General features: G+C 72.4%; 16 protein-coding genes and 1 pseudogene. 5 read left to right on the top strand and 12 right to left on the bottom strand.

Annotated features, from left to right (window positions below; translation table 11 throughout):
- Positions 1 to 135: 135 nt before the first annotated feature.
- Both EST54_RS24010 and EST54_RS24015 read right to left on the bottom strand, forming a co-directional pair.
- A complete protein-coding gene (locus tag EST54_RS24010; RefSeq protein ID WP_174857502.1) occupies positions 136 to 513 on the bottom strand; it encodes a cytidine deaminase in 378 nt (125 codons plus the stop codon).
- A 58-nt stretch (positions 514 to 571) separates the two neighbouring features.
- On the bottom strand, positions 572 to 1,462 hold the full coding sequence (locus EST54_RS24015) for a helix-turn-helix transcriptional regulator (protein WP_129249804.1): 891 nt from the start codon (positions 1,460 to 1,462) through the stop codon (positions 572 to 574).
- Positions 1,463 to 1,678: 216 nt separating this feature from the next.
- Between EST54_RS24015 and EST54_RS24020 the strand changes: the two genes are divergently transcribed.
- Positions 1,679 to 3,076, top strand: coding sequence for an MFS transporter (locus EST54_RS24020; protein ID WP_129249824.1), 1,398 nt, complete (start codon positions 1,679 to 1,681; stop codon positions 3,074 to 3,076).
- 325 nt (positions 3,077 to 3,401) lie between these two features.
- Here the strand turns inward: EST54_RS24020 and EST54_RS24025 are convergent, their stop codons facing one another.
- From EST54_RS24025 to EST54_RS24040, 4 genes are all read right to left on the bottom strand, one after another.
- Positions 3,402 to 4,745: a hemolysin family protein gene (locus EST54_RS24025; protein WP_129249805.1), complete on the bottom strand. Its 1,344-nt coding sequence runs from the start codon at positions 4,743 to 4,745 to the stop codon at positions 3,402 to 3,404.
- A gap of 11 nt (positions 4,746 to 4,756) precedes the next feature.
- Positions 4,757 to 5,254: an rRNA maturation RNase YbeY gene (gene ybeY, locus EST54_RS24030; protein WP_129249806.1), complete on the bottom strand. Its 498-nt coding sequence runs from the start codon at positions 5,252 to 5,254 to the stop codon at positions 4,757 to 4,759.
- 86 nt (positions 5,255 to 5,340) lie between these two features.
- On the bottom strand, positions 5,341 to 6,342 hold the full coding sequence (locus tag EST54_RS24035; RefSeq protein ID WP_129249807.1) for a PhoH family protein: 1,002 nt from the start codon (positions 6,340 to 6,342) through the stop codon (positions 5,341 to 5,343).
- Positions 6,343 to 6,528: 186 nt separating this feature from the next.
- A complete protein-coding gene (locus tag EST54_RS24040) occupies positions 6,529 to 7,674 on the bottom strand; it encodes a carbohydrate kinase family protein (protein WP_129249808.1) in 1,146 nt (381 codons plus the stop codon).
- Between the two features lie 66 nt (positions 7,675 to 7,740).
- Here EST54_RS24040 and EST54_RS24045 point away from each other — a divergent pair, with 66 nt between their 5' ends.
- Positions 7,741 to 9,081, top strand: coding sequence for a family 4 glycosyl hydrolase (locus EST54_RS24045; RefSeq protein WP_129249809.1), 1,341 nt, complete (start codon positions 7,741 to 7,743; stop codon positions 9,079 to 9,081).
- 355 nt (positions 9,082 to 9,436) lie between these two features.
- Positions 9,437 to 10,303 (top strand): annotated as a pseudogene (locus tag EST54_RS24050) (GNAT family N-acetyltransferase).
- A 139-nt stretch (positions 10,304 to 10,442) separates the two neighbouring features.
- Here EST54_RS24050 and EST54_RS24055 read toward each other — a convergent pair.
- Positions 10,443 to 11,072: an MBL fold metallo-hydrolase gene (locus EST54_RS24055; RefSeq protein ID WP_129249810.1), complete on the bottom strand. Its 630-nt coding sequence runs from the start codon at positions 11,070 to 11,072 to the stop codon at positions 10,443 to 10,445.
- Complete coding sequence (locus tag EST54_RS24060; RefSeq protein ID WP_129249811.1) at positions 11,072 to 12,157, bottom strand: S-(hydroxymethyl)mycothiol dehydrogenase; 1,086 nt, start codon at positions 12,155 to 12,157, stop codon at positions 11,072 to 11,074. The genes EST54_RS24055 and EST54_RS24060 overlap by 1 nt, the downstream gene beginning before the upstream one ends.
- A gap of 497 nt (positions 12,158 to 12,654) precedes the next feature.
- Here EST54_RS24060 and EST54_RS24065 point away from each other — a divergent pair, with 497 nt between their 5' ends.
- The gene (locus tag EST54_RS24065) at positions 12,655 to 13,479 is read left to right on the top strand and encodes an HAD family acid phosphatase (protein ID WP_129249812.1); all 825 of its coding nucleotides are present in this window, start codon (positions 12,655 to 12,657) and stop codon (positions 13,477 to 13,479) included.
- 153 nt (positions 13,480 to 13,632) lie between these two features.
- Here the strand turns inward: EST54_RS24065 and EST54_RS24070 are convergent, their stop codons facing one another.
- The gene (locus tag EST54_RS24070; RefSeq protein ID WP_129249813.1) at positions 13,633 to 14,538 is read right to left on the bottom strand and encodes a ribonuclease Z; all 906 of its coding nucleotides are present in this window, start codon (positions 14,536 to 14,538) and stop codon (positions 13,633 to 13,635) included.
- A 10-nt stretch (positions 14,539 to 14,548) separates the two neighbouring features.
- Positions 14,549 to 14,905 carry a histidine triad nucleotide-binding protein gene (locus EST54_RS24075; RefSeq protein ID WP_129249814.1) on the bottom strand — a complete coding sequence of 119 codons (357 nt, stop codon included), beginning with the start codon at positions 14,903 to 14,905 and terminating at the stop codon, positions 14,549 to 14,551.
- Positions 14,906 to 15,137: 232 nt separating this feature from the next.
- Between EST54_RS24075 and EST54_RS24080 the strand changes: the two genes are divergently transcribed.
- Positions 15,138 to 15,566 (top strand): OsmC family protein, encoded by a 429-nt coding sequence (locus EST54_RS24080; RefSeq protein WP_129249815.1) that lies wholly within the window; start codon positions 15,138 to 15,140, stop codon positions 15,564 to 15,566.
- 190 nt (positions 15,567 to 15,756) lie between these two features.
- Here EST54_RS24080 and EST54_RS24085 read toward each other — a convergent pair whose 3' ends face one another.
- Both EST54_RS24085 and EST54_RS24090 read right to left on the bottom strand, forming a co-directional pair.
- Positions 15,757 to 16,500, bottom strand: a complete 744-nt coding sequence (locus tag EST54_RS24085; RefSeq protein ID WP_129249816.1) for a 16S rRNA (uracil(1498)-N(3))-methyltransferase — start codon at positions 16,498 to 16,500, stop codon at positions 15,757 to 15,759.
- Positions 16,497 to 17,591, bottom strand: coding sequence for a nitronate monooxygenase (locus EST54_RS24090; protein WP_129249817.1), 1,095 nt, complete (start codon positions 17,589 to 17,591; stop codon positions 16,497 to 16,499). The genes EST54_RS24085 and EST54_RS24090 overlap by 4 nt, the downstream gene beginning before the upstream one ends.
- Between the last annotated feature and the right edge of the window lie 81 nt (positions 17,592 to 17,672).

Below are 17,672 nucleotides of genomic sequence, written 5' to 3' on the forward strand. Positions count from 1 at the left end.
CCAGACGCCGCGGGCCCCGCCCTACGGGCGGACGAAAGGAGATAGGACTTACTCGTCTAGGCGCACCGTGCCCGGCGGGGCGGCCCTCCGGTGCGGGCAGGCCGCCCGTACTGCCGTCCCGTATGCGCCGGCGGCTCAGGCCTGCGGCTCGCCCGCCGGGACCGTGCTGCGCAGGGTGCCGTCCGGACCGGCGACGAGGACGGGCGTGCCGGGGCCGCCGAGGTCCCGTACGGCCGCGCGGTCCGCGTCGGCGGCGTCCTCGGCGTCGGTGACCACGGCCGCGGCCTCCAGCGAGGTGGCCCCGCTGGCGACGGCCATCGCGACGGCCGTCTGCAGCGCGCTGAGCCGCAGCGAATCCAGGGCGACGGTGCCGGCGACGTAGGTACGGCCGGTCTCGTCGCGGACGGCCGCGCCCTCGGGCACGCCGTTGCGGGCCCGCGCCGAGCGCGCGAGCGTGATGATCTTGCGGTCTTCGGGGTCCAGGGGTGCGGCATCGCTCATACCGGCGAGCATATGCGGGCGGCGCGGGCCCTTCACGCGGGCCCTGCACCCCGGGCCGCCCCAAGGCGCGTCAGCCCGCGACCGAGGACATCCCCCCGCGCCGGCCCTCCGGTGAGGTGAGCCACTCCAGCTTCGCCGCGGTGTCCGACTCCGCGCGCGGGTTGTGCAGCACGATGCTCAGGTCGGGGCGGACCGGGATCCGCAGCAGGGTGGTCTCGAAGAGCAGGGCGCCGACGAGCGGATGGTCCAACTCCTTGTGCAGCGTGCCGCCGTCCTGGACGTCGGCACGCGCCCACAGCTCGGCGAACTCCGCACTGAGCGCGGAGGTCTCCCGCACGACCGCGTCGAAGCCCTCGTCCCCGGGCCGGACCGAACACGCGGCGCGGAACTGCGCCACGACCTGGGGGGCGTTGGTCTCCCAACTGGCGGCCCGCGCACGGTAGACGGGGTCGGTGAAGAACGCGATCAGGCAGTTGCGCGAGACGCCGGGCCGGCCGTGGCCCAGCACCAGATGCGCCGATTCGTTGTAGGCGATGGTGTTCCAGTACGGGTCCATGATGTGCGCCGGGAACGGCATCCAGGCGTCGATCAGCCGCTGGAGGCCCGCGCACACATCGGTGCCGCCGAGCTCCTCGGCGTCCTGGCGCGGGGGAGGGTTCAGCCCGGCCAGGACGTACAGATGCCGCCGTTCGGCACCGTTGAGCCGCAGTACCCGGGCGACCGCGTCCAGCACCTGCGGCGAGACGGTGATGTCGCGGCCCTGCTCCAGCCACTGGTACCAGGACGCGCCGACCCCGGCGAGGACGGCGACCTCCTCACGGCGCAGTCCCGGAGTGCGGCGGCGGCCGCCGTCGGGCAGGCCCGCCTCGGCCGGGGTGACCCGGGCGCGGCGGGTCATCAGGAAGTCGCGGAGTTCCTGGCGGCGGCGCGCGGCGTCCTGGGTGGCTGCGTTCGAGGCCACGTATCTCCCCCTGTGTGCGTGGCTGGTGGTGCGTACACCACGATAAGTTCCCGCTCCCCACGGCGTATTCCGCGGCCGCAGGCTCGGAGCATGCCAGTAACCGAGACCTCACCTCCCGCGTCGCACCGCCCTGGTGGCCGGGCGGACGCACCCACCTCCCCGGCCGCCGCCTCGTCCGCGGCCCCGGCCCCCGCCGCCTCGTCCGCCGGCGCACGGATGACCCCGCGCGACAAGCTCATCCTGCTGCTGCTCTGTGCGGCGCAGTTCGTCATCGCGCTGGACTTCTCCATCCTGAATGTGGCGCTGCCCGTGCTCGGCCGGGACCTGGGCATGGGCCAGGCCGATCTGCAGTGGGCGGTCACCGCGTTCGCGCTGCCCTCCGGCGGCTTTCTGCTGCTGGCCGGCCGGATCGCCGATCTCTTCGGGCGGCGCCGGCTGTTCCTCATCGGGCTCGCGCTGTTCACCGCGGCCTCCGTCCTGGCCGCGCTGGCCTGGTCGCCGGCCGTCTTCCTGGCCGGACGGGCGCTCCAGGGGCTGGGCGCGGCGATCATCGTGCCGACCGGGATGTCGCTGCTGACCACCACCTTCGCCGAGGGCCCGCAGCGCGAGCGTGCCCTGGGCATCAGCGGCACCCTGCTCTCGCTGGGCTTCACGATCGGCATGGTGCTGGGCGGGGTGATGACCGATGCGCTGGGCTGGCGCTCGACCATGGGCCTGCTGTCCGTGGCCGGGGTGGCCGTCCTGGTGGCGGCGCCGATGCTGCTGACCGAGTCCAGGCACCCGGCGCGGCCGCGCCTCGATCTGCCCGGCGCGATCACCGTCACCGGCGGGCTGCTGGCGCTGATCTACGCCCTGTCGACCGCCGCCCAGCAGGGCTTCGGCCGCCCGGACGTGCCGGTGGGGCTGGTCGTCGGCGGTGTGCTGCTGGCCGCGTTCGTCCGGGTGGAGTCGCGGGCGAAGCAGCCGCTGGTGTCGCTGCCGATGCTGCGCCGCCGCAGCGTCGCCTGGGGCAATCTGGCGGGCCTGACGACGTTCGCGATGATGAGCGCCGTCATCTTCCTGCTGACGCTCTACCTCCAGGAAGTGCTGGGGCTGTCCGCCCTGTGGACCGGTCTGCTCTTCGGGGTGCAGGGCGCGGTCTCCGCGCTCGCCGGTCTCGTCGCCCCGCGGGTCATCGGCCGGTTCGGTGCCCGCCGCACCCTGGTGACCGGGCTGCTGCTGCAGGCCGGCTGCACGGCGTCGCTGCTGGGCCTGGGTACCGGGACGGGCGGCTGGCTGGCTCTGATCGCGGTGTCCTGCGGCAGCCTCGGCCATCTGTGGGCGATCGTCGCGTACGGCGTGACCGCCACCTCCGGTGTCCCGGACGACCAGCAGGGCCTGGCCACCGGTCTGGTCACCAGCTCCCAGCAGGTGGGCATCACCCTCGGCATTCCGCTGCTGAGCGCGGTCGCCTCGGCGCACATCGCCACGCTGCGGGCGGACGGCAGCGGCTTCGCCGAGGCCACGCTCGGCGGCATCAAGCTGGGCCTGGGCCTGGACGCGGCGCTGGTCGCGGTGGTCGCGCTGCTGGTGGCCGGCGGGCTGCGGACGGTCCGTGCGGCGCGCCGCGGCTGAGGGAAAAGCCGCGGCCGAGGGAAAAGGTGGTTGCCCCGGTCCCCCGTGGCCGGGGCAACCTGCATTGCAAGATTTCTCTTCCGCAATACCCGTGGCGGCCGCATGGTGCTGGGCCGCCTGAAGATCCTTCCATGGCGCGGCGCACCGAATCCAGCGTCCCGGGAAATGGCTTGCAGAACATGTGCGGTGCACTGGAGATGAGTTACCGGTGGCCCGGGGCGATGAGTGACCGGCGGTCCGGTGACGGCGGAAATGTTCCCGCCGTCACCGGGAATTACGCGGCGGGTGCCGTCACCAAGAATTACGCGGGGCGTTCCGCGTCCGTTCAGCCGGCGGACCGGCCTCCGGTCGACTGCTCCTGGGCGGCGCTCGCGCCCTCCGGGCGCACCGGCTCGCACAACACCGTGATGATCTTGTTGCGGCGTCCGGCCGGTGCCTCGGCGGTCAGCCGGAGCGCCGCCAGACCGGGGTCGGAGGCGTCGTAGGAGAGGTCGACCTCGGCGGTGGCGCCGGCGATCGGGACCCGGCCGAGAAGCTTGGCGAGCAGCCCGCCGACCGTTTCGACGTCCTCGTCGTCCAGCTCGGCCAGGCCGTACAGCTCGCCGAGGTCGCCGATGTCCAGCCGGGAGGTGACGCGATAGCGGCCGTCACCGAGATCCTCGACGGGCGGCAGTTCACGGTCGTATTCGTCGGTGATCTCACCGACGATCTCCTCAAGAATGTCCTCGATGGTGACGATGCCGGCCGTGCCGCCGTATTCATCGATGACCACCGCGACGTGATTGCGGTCCTGCTGCATTTCCCGCAGCAGATCACCGGCGTTCTTGGTGTCGGGGACGAAAACGGCGGGGCGCATGGCCGTGGAGACCAGCTCGTTCTCGGCGTCGCGGCTGATGTGGACCTTGCGGGCGAGGTCCTTGAGATAGACGACGCCGACGATGTCGTCCTCGTTCTCGCCGGTCACCGGGATCCGGGAGAAGCCGGAGCGCAGCGCGAGGGTCAGCGCCTGGCGGATGGTCTTGAAGCGCTCGACGGCGATCAGATCCGTCCGCGGCACCATCACCTCACGGACGAGGGTGTCGCCGAGCTGGAAGACCGAGTGCACCATCCGGCGCTCCTCGTCCTCGATCAGCGACTCCTTCTCGGCGAGGTCGACCAGGGAGCGCAGCTCGGCCTCGGAGGCGAACGGGCCCTTGCGGAAGCCCTTGCCGGGGGTGAGGGCGTTGCCGAGGAGAATCAGCAGCTGCGGGACTGGTCCCATGATGCGGGCCAGCGGCAGCAGGACGTAGGCGGCGGCGGTCGCGGTGTTCAGCGGGTGCTGGCGGCCGATGGTCCGCGGTGAGACCCCGACGGCGACATAGGAGACCAGCACCATCACCCCGATGGCGACGGCCAGCGCCTGCCAGGTCTCCTCGAAGGAGCGCAGGCAGGCGTAGGTGACCAGGACACCGGCGGCCATCTCGCAGCCGACCCGCACCAGCAGCGCGACATTGAGGTAGCGGGTGGGGTCGGCGGCGACGGCGGCGAGCTTGGCGCTGCCGCGGCGGCCGGAGCGGACCGCCTCCTCGGCGCGGAAGCTGGTCGTACGGGCCAGGCCGGCCTCCGCACAGGCGGCGAGCCAGGCGATCACGACGAGCAGGACCGCGACCGCGATCAGCTGGGTGGTCATCGGGTGTCCCGTCAGGTCACGGTGGGGGCCGGCGAGGGGCCGGTCAGGCCCTGCTCGGCGCGCCAGCCATCGACGATCGCCGCCTGCAGACCGAACATCTCGGCCTTCTCGTCCGGCTCTTCGTGGTCGTAGCCGAGGAGGTGGAGCACGCCGTGGACGGTGAGCAGCTGGAGCTCCTCGTCCATGCTGTGGCCGGTGGGGGCCTCCTCGCCCTGCTTCTTGGCGACCTCCGGGCACAGCACGATGTCACCGAGCAGCCCCTGCGGGGGCTCCTCGTCGTCCTTGGCCGGCGGACGCAGCTCGTCCATCGGGAAGGACATCACATCGGTCGGGCCGGGCAGGTCCATCCACTGGAGATGGAGCTGCTCCATGGCCTCGGCGTCCACGACGATGACGGACAGCTCGGAGAGCGGGTGGATGCGCATCCTGGCGACGGCGTAGCGGGCGACGTCCAGGATGGCCTGCTCGTCGATGTCCGTGCCGGACTCGTTGTTGACGTCGATGGACATGAGGGTGTTGCTTCTCGCTTCTCGGTACGTGCCCGATGGTGGGTCGGTGGGGCTCCGGGGCCGGCCGGGTCGACCGGCCGGCGGGCTCACTGGCCGTTTTGGCTGTCGTACTTCTCGTAGGCGTCGACGATACGGCCGACCAGCTTGTGCCGGACCACGTCCTGGCTGGTGAGCAGGGAGAAGTGCACATCGTCGACGCCCTCCAGGATCTCCCGGACCTGGCGCAGACCGCTCTTGCCGCCCGGGAGGTCGACCTGGGTGACATCGCCGGTGACGACGATCTTCGAATCGAAGCCGAGGCGGGTGAGGAACATCTTCATCTGCTCGGGGTTCGTGTTCTGCGCCTCGTCGAGAATGATGAAGGCGTCGTTCAGGGTCCGGCCGCGCATGTACGCCAGCGGGGCGACCTCGATCGTGCCCGCGGCCATCAGGCGCGGGATGGAGTCGGGGTCGAGCATGTCGTGCAGCGCGTCGTAGAGCGGGCGCAGATACGGGTCGATCTTCTCGTAGAGGGTTCCCGGCAGGAAGCCGAGCCGCTCGCCGGCCTCGACCGCGGGCCGGGTCAGGATGATGCGGTTGACCTGCTTGGCCTGCAGCGCCTGCACGGCCTTGGCCATGGCGAGGTAGGTCTTGCCGGTGCCGGCCGGGCCGATGCCGAAGACGACGGTGTGCTTGTCGATGGCGTCGACATAGCGCTTCTGGTTGAGGGTCTTGGGGCGGATCGTGCGGCCCCGGTTGGAGAGGATGTTCTGGGTGAGCACCTCGGCGGGGGTCTCACTGACCGCGCCTTCGCCGTCCTCCGCCGCCCGCAGCATGGCGATGGAGCGTTCCACTGCGTCCTCCGTCATCGGTTGTCCGGTGCGGAGCACCAGCATCATCTCGTCGAAAAGGCGCTGGACGAGGCCGACCTCCCGGGCGTCGCCGACCGCGCTGACTTCGTTGCCCCGGACGTGGATGTCGGTCGCCGGGAAGGCTTTTTCGATCACGCGCAGAAGAGAGTCTCCGGATCCCAGGACCGTGACCATGGGGTGCTTGGCCGGGACGGTGAACTGGGCGCGTGCCTGCGGTTGCGTCGGTGTCTGAGTCATAGGGCGGCTCGGTGGCCTGCTCAACCCCATCCTTTGCTCATAAGAGGTGCCTGCCTGCACTCGACTCCTTGGGATACAAGAGTACGACGGGGCACCGACAGCCCCGAGGGCTTTTCCCGCCGGACGGAGCAGTCCGGGCCGCCACGAGGCGGCGCGGGAGCACCCGGAAACCGGCTCCGGTGCAGCTCAGGCCGGGCGGCGGAAGCCGAGGGTCGGCAGCGCGCGGGCCAGCGGGGCGGGCCGGTAGGCCGCGGGCAGCACCTCGTCCAGGAAGGCGTAGTGGCGGCGCAGCGCACCCGGTGCGCCCGCTTCGTAGGCCCGCACCTGCTGCCACCAGGCGGCGATCTCGGCCCAGCCCGGGGCGGACAGCGAGCCGCCGAATTCCTGCACCGACAGCGCGGCGCTCAGCCCCGCGAAGGCGAGCCGGTCGGCGAGCGGCCAGTCCGCGAGCGTGCCGGTGACGAAACCGGCGACGAAGACGTCCCCGGCGCCGGTGGGATCCAGCTCCTCCACGGCGATGCCGGGCACCTCGGCGCACTCGCCGGTCCGCCCGTCCACCGCGCAGGCGCCCTCCGCACCGAGCGTGACCACCGCGAGCGGCACCCGGTCGGCGAGCTTGCGGGCGGCGGCGCGCGGGCAGTCCGTGCGGGTGTAGCGCATCGCCTCCTCGGCGTTGGGCAGGAACGCCTCGCAGTGTTCGAGGTCGGCGAGGTCGGCGGGGTCCCAGCGCCCGCTGTCGTCCCAGCCCACGTCCGCGAAGATGCGGCTGCCGCGGCTCGCCGCGCAGCCCAGCCAGCTCTCCCGGCGGCCCGGCACCAGCGAGGCGACGCAGGCGCGGGACGGCGGCGGGCAGCCCGGGGCGTGCTTGCCGTCGAAGGCGAAGTCGGGCGGCGGCGCCTCGTGGCCGTGCGAGACCATCGTGCGCTCGCCCTCGTACGCCATGGAGACGGTGACCGGGGAGTGCCAGCCGGGGACCGTGCGGGACAGCGCCAGGTCGATGCCCTCGCCCTGTTCGAGCGCCTCCCAGCAGTACTCGCCGTAGTGGTCGTCGCCGAAGGCCGCGGCCAGTGAGGTGCGCAGACCGAGCCGGGCCAGCGCGGTGGCCATGTTGGCGATGCCGCCGGGGCTGGAGCCCATACCGCGGGCCCAGGACTCGGTGCCGCGGACGGGAGCGGAATCCAGGCCGGTGAAGATGATGTCCAGGAAGACCGTGCCGGTGAGGTAGACGTCGGTGCGCGGATCGCCGTCGGCGCGTACCCCGGCCAGCGGATCGAGGCTCGGTGGCACCGCGGCCGGGCCCGCGGGCGGAAGGTCATCGCGTCGGCTGCTCACCGTGCTCTCCCCTCTCGTATCTGCACGTGCCGCCAGTGTGCCTGATGCTGCGGTACGTTCCGCCCCATGAGGCTGACGATTCTCGGCGGGGGCGGCTTCCGGGTGCCGCTGGTCTACCGCGCGCTGCTGGCCGACCCGGCACCCGCCGTCTCCGAGGTGGTGCTGCACGACACCGATCCACAACGGGTGGCGGTGATCGCCGAGGTGCTGGCGCGGCTGGCACAGGGGCATCCGGCGCCGGTGCCCGTACGGGTCGCGGAGGGGCTGGACGAGGCGCTGGCCGGCGCCGGCTTCGTCTTCTCGGCGATCCGGGTGGGCGGTACGGCCGGGCGCATCCGGGACGAGCGGATCCCGTTGTCCGAGGGGGTGCTCGGCCAGGAGACGGTGGGCGCGGGCGGTGTCCTCTACGGGCTGCGGACGGTCCCGGTGGCGCTGCACATCGCCGAGCGGGTGGCCGCGCTCGCCCCGGGGGCCTGGGTCATCAACTTCACCAACCCCGCGGGCACGGTCACCGAGGCGATGTCCCAGGTGCTCGGCGACCGCGCCATCGGGATCTGCGATTCGCCGGTCGGGCTGGTACGCCGGGCGGCACGGGCGGCCGGCGCGGACCCGGCGGCCCTCGCGGACCCCGCCCGGACCGGCTACGACTACGTGGGCCTCAACCACCTCGGCTGGCTGCGGTCGTTGACGGTGGACGGCGCCGACCTGCTGCCGGGGCTGCTGGCCGACGACGCCGCGCTGGGGTCCTTCGAGGAGGGCCGGCTCTTCGGCGGGGACTGGCTGCGGGCCCTGGGGGCGCTGCCGAACGAGTACCTGCACTACTACTACTTCCGCCGCGAGACCCTCGACTCCGTACGGCACACCCGGGAGACCCGCGGCGAGTTCCTCGACCAGCAGCAGGGCGGCTTCTTCGCGCGGGCCGCGGCGGCCGGCGGCCCGGACGAGGCCTACCGGCTGTGGGAGGCGACCCGGCTGGAGCGCGAGGAGACGTACATGGCGCACAGCCGGGAGGCGACCGGCGGCTGGCAGCGCGACAGCCACGACCTGGAGGGCGGCGGCTACGACCAGGTGGCGCTGGCGCTGATGCACGCCATCACCGGCGACAGCGGCACCCGGCTGATCCTGAATGTCCGCAACGGGACGACGGTGCCACAGCTGGCGCCGGACGCGATCGTGGAAACGGTGTGCGAGGTGACCGCCAAGGGCCCCCGGCCGCTGCCCACCGCGCCCCTGCGGGCGGACCAGCTGGGGCTGATGCTCCAGCTCAAGGCGGTGGAGCGGGCGACCGTGGAGGCGGCGACCTTCAAGGACCGCAGCGCCGCCCTGCGGGCGCTGGCGCTGCATCCGCTGGTGGATTCCCCGGCGGTGGCGGCCCGCATCCTTCAGCGGGCGGCTGTGGAGGGCTGACGGCCGGGGGGTGGCCTCCGGGGGCTGACTACCGAGGGCTGACCTCGGGCCTGACTACCGGGGGCCGGGAGCTGGGAACCGGGAATACCGCCCCCGCCCCGCCGCGTTGAGGCCCCGAGGGGGCGCTCGCCTCCCCTACGGGATGTGTTCGCCCCTCCCCTAGTTGGGCCGCCTCTCCTCCAGTTGGGCCGTGTCTCCTCGCTCATCGGCCGCCTTTCCCGAATCCTCAAGCCCGCCCCGCACCGCACCGCCCGCCCGCACCGCGCCGGCCGCCCGCACCGCGCCGGTCGGTCGGTCGGCAGGTCGGCCGGAAACCGGGTGCGGACTGTCGATGCCGTGGTGTGTGATCGGGGCCATGGCGATTGCGTTGGGCATGCCGGGAGTTGACGGGCTGAGCGCGGCCGTGGGCGCGCTGCGGGAGTAGCAGCACGACGGGGCGCCGATGCAACTGCATCCGGGGGACCTGGGCTGGTTCTGGCGGTCAGGTGCGGAAGCGACCGCCGCGGCGGTCAGGACGTGGAGCCGGGACGGGCGGATTCTCGCCGTCGGGCTGCTGGACGGCCCCGGGCTGTTGCGGCTGACGATCGCGCCGGACGCCCAGCGGGACGAGGAGCTGGCGCGGCAGTTGGTCGACGACGTGACCGAACCGGAGCGCGGCGTGCTGCCCGAGGGAAAGGTGAACATCGAGGCGCCGACGGGTGCACTCGTCCACGATCTGCTGTCCGAGGACGGCTGGAACGCCGATGAGCCGTGGACGCCGCTGCGCCGCGACCTCACGGAGCCGGTGCAGGACCCAGGCGTGCGGATCGAGGCGGTCGGGCCGGAGCAGGCGCACGTGTTCGCCGCCGTACATCGGGCGGCGTTCGACGGCTCGAAGTTCACGGACGAGCGCTGGCACGCGATGGCGGCCGGATTGCCGTACGCCGACGCCCGGTGTCTGGTCGCGTACGACGACCAGGCCAACGCGGTGGCGGCGGTGACGGTGTGGTCGGCCGGTCCGGGGAGGCCCGGGTTGCTCGAACCGATGGGCGTGCACCGCGAACACCGCCGTCACGGCTACGGCGAGGCGATCACCGTCGCCGCGGCGGCCGCGCTCCAGGAGCTGGGCTCGTCGAGCGCGCTCGTCTGCACCCCGAGCTCCAATGTCGGCGCCGTCGCCACCTACACGTCAGCCGGCTTCCAGCAACGCCCCGAAGTCCGGGATCACTACCGGGACGCCTAGGCCCTGTCGTCAAATACCCGTCGTTCGCCCGCGGGGCAGGCGGGAATTGCGACAGGGCCTGGGGCCTGCCCGATGGGGTCAGGCCCCAGTGCCTACGAAGGCCCCTGGTGCCCCGTCTGTCCTGGTGACCGTGCCTGTCCTAGTGACCCCGCTTGATCCATTCCTCCAGGTGCGGGGCCTCGTCCCCGATCGTCGTCGGATCGCCGTGCCCGGTGCGCACCTGCGTCCCCGGGGGCAGGGTCAGCAGCCGGTCCCGGATCGAGGCGACGATCGTCGGGAAGTCCGAGAAGGACCGGCCGGTGGCACCGGGGCCGCCCTGGAAGAGGGTGTCGCCGGTGAAGACGGTGCCCAGCTCGGGGGCGTGGAGGCAGACCGCGCCGGGCGCATGGCCCGGGGTGTGCAGCACGGTCAGGTCCGTACCGGCGATGGTCAGCACCTGGCCGTCCGCCAGCTCCGCGTCCGGCGAGGAGTCCGGGTGGGTCATCTTCCACAGCGGCAGATCGGCGGGGTGCAGATGGATCCTGGCACCGGTGCGGGAGGCCAGCGCCGGGGCGGCGTCGATGTGGTCGTTGTGCCCGTGGGTGCAGACGATCGCGCGCAGCGTCCGGCCGCCGAGGGCCTGGTGGATGGCGTCGGCGTCGTGCGCCGCGTCGATGACGATCGCCTCGTCGTCGTCCCCGACGATCCAGACGTTGTTGTCGACGTCCCAGGTGCCGCCGTCGAGCGAGAAGGTTCCGGAGGTGACCAGGTGGTCGATGCGGGCCGCCATCAGAGCGTCACCACCGAGCGCAGGACGTCGCCCGCCTGCATCCGCGCGAAGGCCTGCTCGACGTCCTCGATGCCGATGGTCTCGGTGACGAAGGCGCCGAGGTCGATCCGGCCCTGCTGGTGGAGGCCGATCAGCATCGGGAAATCGCGGGAGGGCAGACAGTCGCCGTACCAGGAAGATTTCAGGGCGCCGCCGCGGCCGAAGACGTCCAGCAGGGGGAGCTTCAGGGTCATGTCCGGGGTGGGAACGCCCACCAGGACGACGGTTCCGGCCAGGTCGCGCGCGTAGAAGGCCTGCTGGTACGTCTCGGGGCGGCCCACCGCCTCGATGACGACGTCCGCGCCGAAGCCGCCGGTGAGCCCGCGGACCGCCTCGACGGGGTCGGTGGTACGGGAGTTGACGGTGTCGGTGGCGCCCATGGAGCGCGCCGTCTCCAGCTTGCGGTCGTCGACGTCCACCGCGATGATCCGGGAGGCGCCGGCCAGCCGCGCGCCCACTACGGCTGCGTCGCCGACGCCGCCGCAGCCGATGACCGCGACCGAGTCGCCGCGCCCGACGTTGCCGGTGTTGATTGCCGCGCCGATGCCCGCCATCACTCCGCAGCCCAGCAGCCCCGCCACCGCGGGCGAGACCTCGGGGTCGACCTTGGTGCACTGTCCGGCGGCGACCAGGGTCTTGTCGGCGAAGGCACCGATGCCCAGCGCCGGGCTCAGCTCCGTGCCGTCCTTGAGCGTCATCTTCTGCCGGGCGTTGTGGGTGTCGAAGCAGTACTGGGGGCGGCCCCGCCGGCAGGCCCGGCACTGGCCGCACACCGCCCGCCAGTTGAGGATGACGAAGTCACCCGGCGCCACTTCGGTGACCCCGTCGCCGACCGACTCCACCACGCCGGACGCCTCGTGCCCGAGCAGGAACGGGAAGTCGTCGTTGATGCCGCCCTGCTTGTAGTGCAGATCGGTGTGGCACACCCCGCACGCCTGGATCTGCACCACGGCCTCGCCGGGCCCCGGATCCGGCACGACAATGGTCTCCAGCCGGACCGGTTCGTTCTTCCCCGGCGCAATCACGCCGCGCACTTCCTGTGCCATCGGGACAGCCCCTTTCAAAGATCACGTACGGGACCACTGTGGCGCACCGCCACTGAGCCGAGCCTCACCGTACGCGGGGCGGGCCCTCGCGCACAGGACCTCGGCCGGGTCCGTGATCAACGGCCGTGGGCCGGCGGCCGGCCGCTCCACCAGCGGGGAACGGCCGGAGCGGGCGTACGGGGCGGGTGTACGGGGCGCGCGGCGAGCCGGGCTCGGGGCCGGCCGTCGACGGCTGCTGCGTGGTCCGCACGAGCCGTCGACAGCACCTGCGTAGTCTGCGTGGTCCGCACTCCGGCTGCGGGCCCGGCCGGAGCGCCTCGCGGCCGTCAACTCCCGCCAGGCGCCCAGCCGTTACCCACCAGCCTTTACCAACCGTTGAATCTTCGCGCGTAGATACCGATGTGAGGCTCTGTTAGACCTACTGGGGCCGACCCGCTGAGTCCGACCCGCTGGGCCCGACCTGCTGGGTCCGCTCATGACAACTTGAGGAGCCGCGCATGCCCTGCCCCACCCGTTTCCGCACCGCCCTCTCCCGCAGGGCCCGCCTCGGTGCCGCGACGGTCGCCGCCCTGGTCACCGGCACCGCCGTGTTCGGCATCGGCCAGGCCACCGCCGAACACTCCGTGCCGCGCACCGACAAGGAGATCCCCAACCTCACGCAGGTGCAGGACAAGATCAAGGCGTACTACGGCGACACGGTGACGGCGGACGGTCAGCACTACGCCTCCCCGCACAGCAACTACGCACGTCAGGTCCGCGGCATCGAGACCAGAGCCCGCGCCTATCTGACCAAGGCCCTCGACCGGCACGACCGGGATGGGCGGACCGGCGGCAGGGCGAAGCCGGCCATCGTGCTCGACATCGACGACACGACCCTCCTCACCTACAACTACGAGCTCCAGGTCGGCTTCCACTTCACCCCGGAGAGCCAGGACAAGTACCTCGAAAGCACCGACATGGACCCGGTCTTCGGGATGGACCGGCTGGTCAACTGGGCGCACGACAAGGGCGCCGAGGTCTTCTTCCTCACCGGCCGCAAGGAGGCGCAGCGCACCTGGAGCGTGCGCAACCTCAAGAACGTCGGCTACGGGGTGTCGCTGGACCGCCGGCACGTCTACCTGAAGAACACCGAGCACCCGCCGGCCTACCTGCCGTGCGGCGCCACCTGCACGACCGTCGAGTACAAGTCGGGCACCCGCAAGCACATCGAGTCCCTCGGCTACAACATCGTCGCCAATTTCGGGGACCAGTACAGCGACCTGAGCGGCGGTGCCGGGGACCGCACCTTCAAGCTGCCGAACCCGATGTACTTCCTGCCGTGACCCCGCCTCCGGCCAGCCCGGGCGGGGCGGGCCGGAGAGCACTGCCGTGCGCAGCCCGGCGCGCCGCTCGCGCTCAGCGCCGTACCCGGTCAGCGCCGTACCCGCTTAGCGCCGTACCCGCTCAGCGCCGTACGCGCTCAGCACCGCTCGCGCTCACCGCCGCTTCGGCAGCGCTACCCTCAAAAGGTCCTGCGCAATGGTCAGTTCGCCGGTGAAGCCCGCCGCACGGGCCTGCCGCTCGAACTCCGTGGGGTCGGCGTAGCGCTGCGAGAAGTGCGTCAGCACCAGATGCCGCACCCCGGCCCGGGCGGCCACCCCGGCGGCCTGCCCGGCGGTGAGGTGACCGTGTTCCACGGCGAGTTCGGTGTCCTCGTCGAGGAACGTCGACTCGATGACCAGCATGTCGGCCCCCTCGGCGAGCGTATGGACGCCCTCGCACAGCCGGGTGTCCATGACGAAGGCGAACCGCTGGCCGCGGCGCCGCTCGCTCACCTCGTCGAGGGTGACGCCGTTCAGCTCGCCGAGCCGCAGCAGCCGTCCGACGTCCGGCCCGCTGATCCCGTGGGCCGCCAGTCGCTCCGGCAGCATCCGGCGGGCGTCCGGCTCCACGAGGCGGTAGCCGTACGACTCGACGGGGTGCGAGAGGCGGTACGCCTCCAGGACGTACGACGGCGAGCGGTCCAGCTCGCCGTCGGCGGTCACCGGCCGCTGGACGAGCCGGACCGTCTCCCGGTAGGCGGTGGCGTACCGCAGCCGTTCGAAGAAGTGCTCCCCACTGGCCGGATAGTGGGCGGTCACCGGATGCGGCACCCGGTCGAGGTTGATCCGCTGGATCACCCCGGCCAGGCCCAGCGAGTGGTCACCGTGGAAGTGCGTGACACAGATCCGGTTCAGGTCATGGGCGGCGACCCCGGCACGCAGCATCTGCCGCTGGGTGCCCTCTCCGGGGTCGAAGAGCAGCCCGTGACCGTCCCACCGCAGCAGATAGCCGTTGTGGTTGCGGTGCCGGGTGGGGACCTGGCTGGCGGTCCCGAGGACGACCAGTTCGCGTACGGACAAGTCGGCCCCGTCAGACCAGACGCTGCAGGTCGCGGCCGCCCAGCAGGTGCGCATGGGCGTGGAAGACGGTCTGGCCGGCGCCGGGGCCGGTGTTGAACACGATGCGGTAGCCGGTCTCGTCGACCTTCTCCTCGGCGGCCAGCAGACCCGCCTGGTGCAGTACGTCACCGGCGATGGCCGGTTCCGCGGCGGACAGCTCCAGGGCGTTCGCGTAGTGCACCTTGGGGATCACCAGGATGTGGGTCGGGGCCTGGGGGTTGATGTCGCGGAACGCCACGGTGGTCTCGGTCTCCCGGACGATGGTCGCCGGCACCTCCCCCGCCGCGATCTTGCAGAACAGGCAATCGGCCTGCGGTTCTCCCGCCACCGGTGGCTCCTCCCAGCTCGTCCCCGTACGCACGGTGCATACGGCCCTCGGATGCTACCGGGCGGCACCCATGGGGCGCGGAAAGGCCCGGGGCACAGGCCGCGCGGGACGGCGGCCGCTCCGTACGGGGGCCGGGCGGGCGGGGCACGGCGGACCGACCGCGGCGGCCCGGTCCGCGGATCACTAAGCTGTGGCCGGAAACGCTTTCGTCCACTACCGGGAGTTTTGCACCATGGCAACCACGCGCACCGCCACGACCCACTGGGAAGGCAACCTCCTGGAGGGCAAGGGCACCGTCGCCCTGGAGTCCTCCAAGGTCGGTACGTACGACGTGAACTGGCCCGCCCGCGCGGAGCAGCCCAACGGCGTCACCAGCCCCGAGGAGCTCATCGCGGCGGCCCACTCCTCCTGCTACTCCATGGCCTTCTCGCACGGCCTGGCGGGCAAGGGATACACCGTCGCCGCCCTCGACACCAAGGCCGACGTCACCTTCCAGCCCGGCGAGGGCATCACCGCCATCGCCCTGACCGTCAAGGCCAGCGTCCCCGGTCTGTCGGAGGAGGACTTCCAGGCGGCGGCGCAGGACGCCAAGGCCAACTGCCCGGTGAGCCAGGCGCTGGCGGGCGTCAAGAACATCACGCTCTCGGCCGAGCTGGTCTGACCGGGCGGCCGGCCCGGGGCGGCCGGCCCCCTTCGCATGAACGGCGGTGCGCCGACGGGCTCCTGAGGGCCCGGCCGGCGCACCGCTGCGTCGTCCCGGCGCACCGCGGCGTTGTCAGTGGGCCGTGCCACGATCGTTGCGTGGAGAACAGCCGGACACCGCGGGCCCGGGGTGATCCGAAAGACACGCCCTAGCTCCAGCGCCCCGTGCGCCCCAGCAGCAGCGCCGTCGCCGCGGTGCCCGCCGTGGACGTACGCAGCACGGTCGTGCCCAGGCGGTAGGGCCGGGCGCCGGCCTCGGCGAAGGTGGCGAGCTCCTCCGGGGAGACGCCGCCCTCCGGCCCGACGACCAGCACGATCGAGCCCTGGGCGGGGAGTTCGGCGGTGGCCAGCGGGGAGCTGCCCTCCTCGTGGAGCACGGCCGCGAAGTCCGCGTCGGCGAGCAGGGCGGCCACCTGCTTGGTCGTCATCGGGTCGGCGACCTGGGGAAGGGTCAGCCGGCGCGACTGCTTGCCCGCCTCGCGGGCCGTGGCCCGCCATTTGCCCAGCGCTTTGGCGGCCCGCTCGCCCTTCCACTGGGTGACACAACGCGCCGCCGGCCAGGGCACGATGGCGTCCACACCGGTCTCGGTCATCGTCTCGACCGCCAGCTCGCCGCGGTCGCCCTTGGGGAGCGCCTGGACCACGGTGATCGTGGGCTGCGGCGGGGCCTCGGTACGCAGCGCGGTGACCGCGACGGTGAGCCGGTCCTTGCCCTCGACGGCGGCGACCGTGCCGTACGCACCGGTGCCCTGGCCGTCCGTCAGCACGACCTCCTCGCCGGTCCGCAGCCGGCGCACCGACACCGCATGCCGGCCCTCGGGACCGTCCAGGGTCAGCGTGCCCCCGGCCCGTACGTCCGCGAGCGAATCGATCAGGAAGACGGGCGCGGTCATGACGCGCTGCCGCCGCTGCTCCCGGGCAGGGTCAACGCGGCGCGCGCCGCGTCCAGTTCCGCCGTCAGTACCTCCACGAGCCGCCCGGCGGGCAGCTCCCGGGCCAGCCGGTGCCCCTGCCCCGCCCACAGGTTCATGCCCTGGGCGTCGCCCGCCTTGGCCGCGGCCTTGCGGACGGTGGAGGTCAGGTAGTGGACGGCCGGATAGGCGGCCGGAGCGTACGGGCCGTGCTCCCGCATGAAGCGGTTCACCAGCCCGCGGGCCGGCCGTCCGGAGAACGCCCGGGTCAACTCGGTATGGGTGAACAGGGGGTTGGTCAGCGCCTGCTTGTGCAGCGGGTTGGCGCCCGACTCGGGGGTGGCGAGGAAGGCGGTGCCCAGCTGCGCCATGCACGCCCCGGCGGCCAGCACCGCCGCGATCTGCGAGCCGCGCATCAGCCCGCCCGCGGCGATCACCGGAATCTGTACGGCCTCGCGGACCTGGCCGAGCAGCGCCAGCAGCCCCAGCCCCGCCCCGGTCCCGTCCGCATGCGGATCATCCCGGTGGGTGCCCTGGTGGCCGCCGGCCTCCACGCCCTGCACGCACACCGCGTCCGCTCCCGACCACTGTGCGGCCTGCGCCTCGGCGGCGGTGGTGACCGTGACGACCGTGTACGTACCGACCTGCGCGAAGGAGTCGAGGACGGCGCGCGAGGGGCAGCCGAAGGTGAAGGACACCACCGGCACCGGGTCCTCGCGCAGGATCGCGAGCTTGGCCTCGTAGCCGTCGTCGACGGGGCCGTCGGTGTCGCCGAGCTCGGTCTCGTACCAGGCGGCCTCGCCCGCGAGTTGCTCGCGGTAGACCTCGACGACGGAGCCGTCGGCCAGGGACGGCTGCGGCATGAAGAGGTTGACGCCGAAGGGCCGGTCGGTCAGCGACCGCAGCTGTTTGATCTCCTGATACATCCCGTCGGCGGTTTTGTAGCCGGCGGCGAGGAAGCCGAGACCGCCGGCGCCGCAGACGGCGGCGGCCAGCTCGGGCCCGGATCCGCCGCCCGCCATGGGGGCCTGCACGATCGGGTGGCGGCAGAGATCGGTGAGCGCGGTGGGCATGACCACATCGTGTCACGCCCACCGCCTCGCCCCGCATCGGGGCCACGCTGTGGCGGCTTGCCGGGGCACGCCGTCGCACCC

This window comes from Streptomyces sioyaensis, from assembly GCF_004122735.1.
Classification (GTDB): domain Bacteria; phylum Actinomycetota; class Actinomycetes; order Streptomycetales; family Streptomycetaceae; genus Streptomyces; species Streptomyces sioyaensis.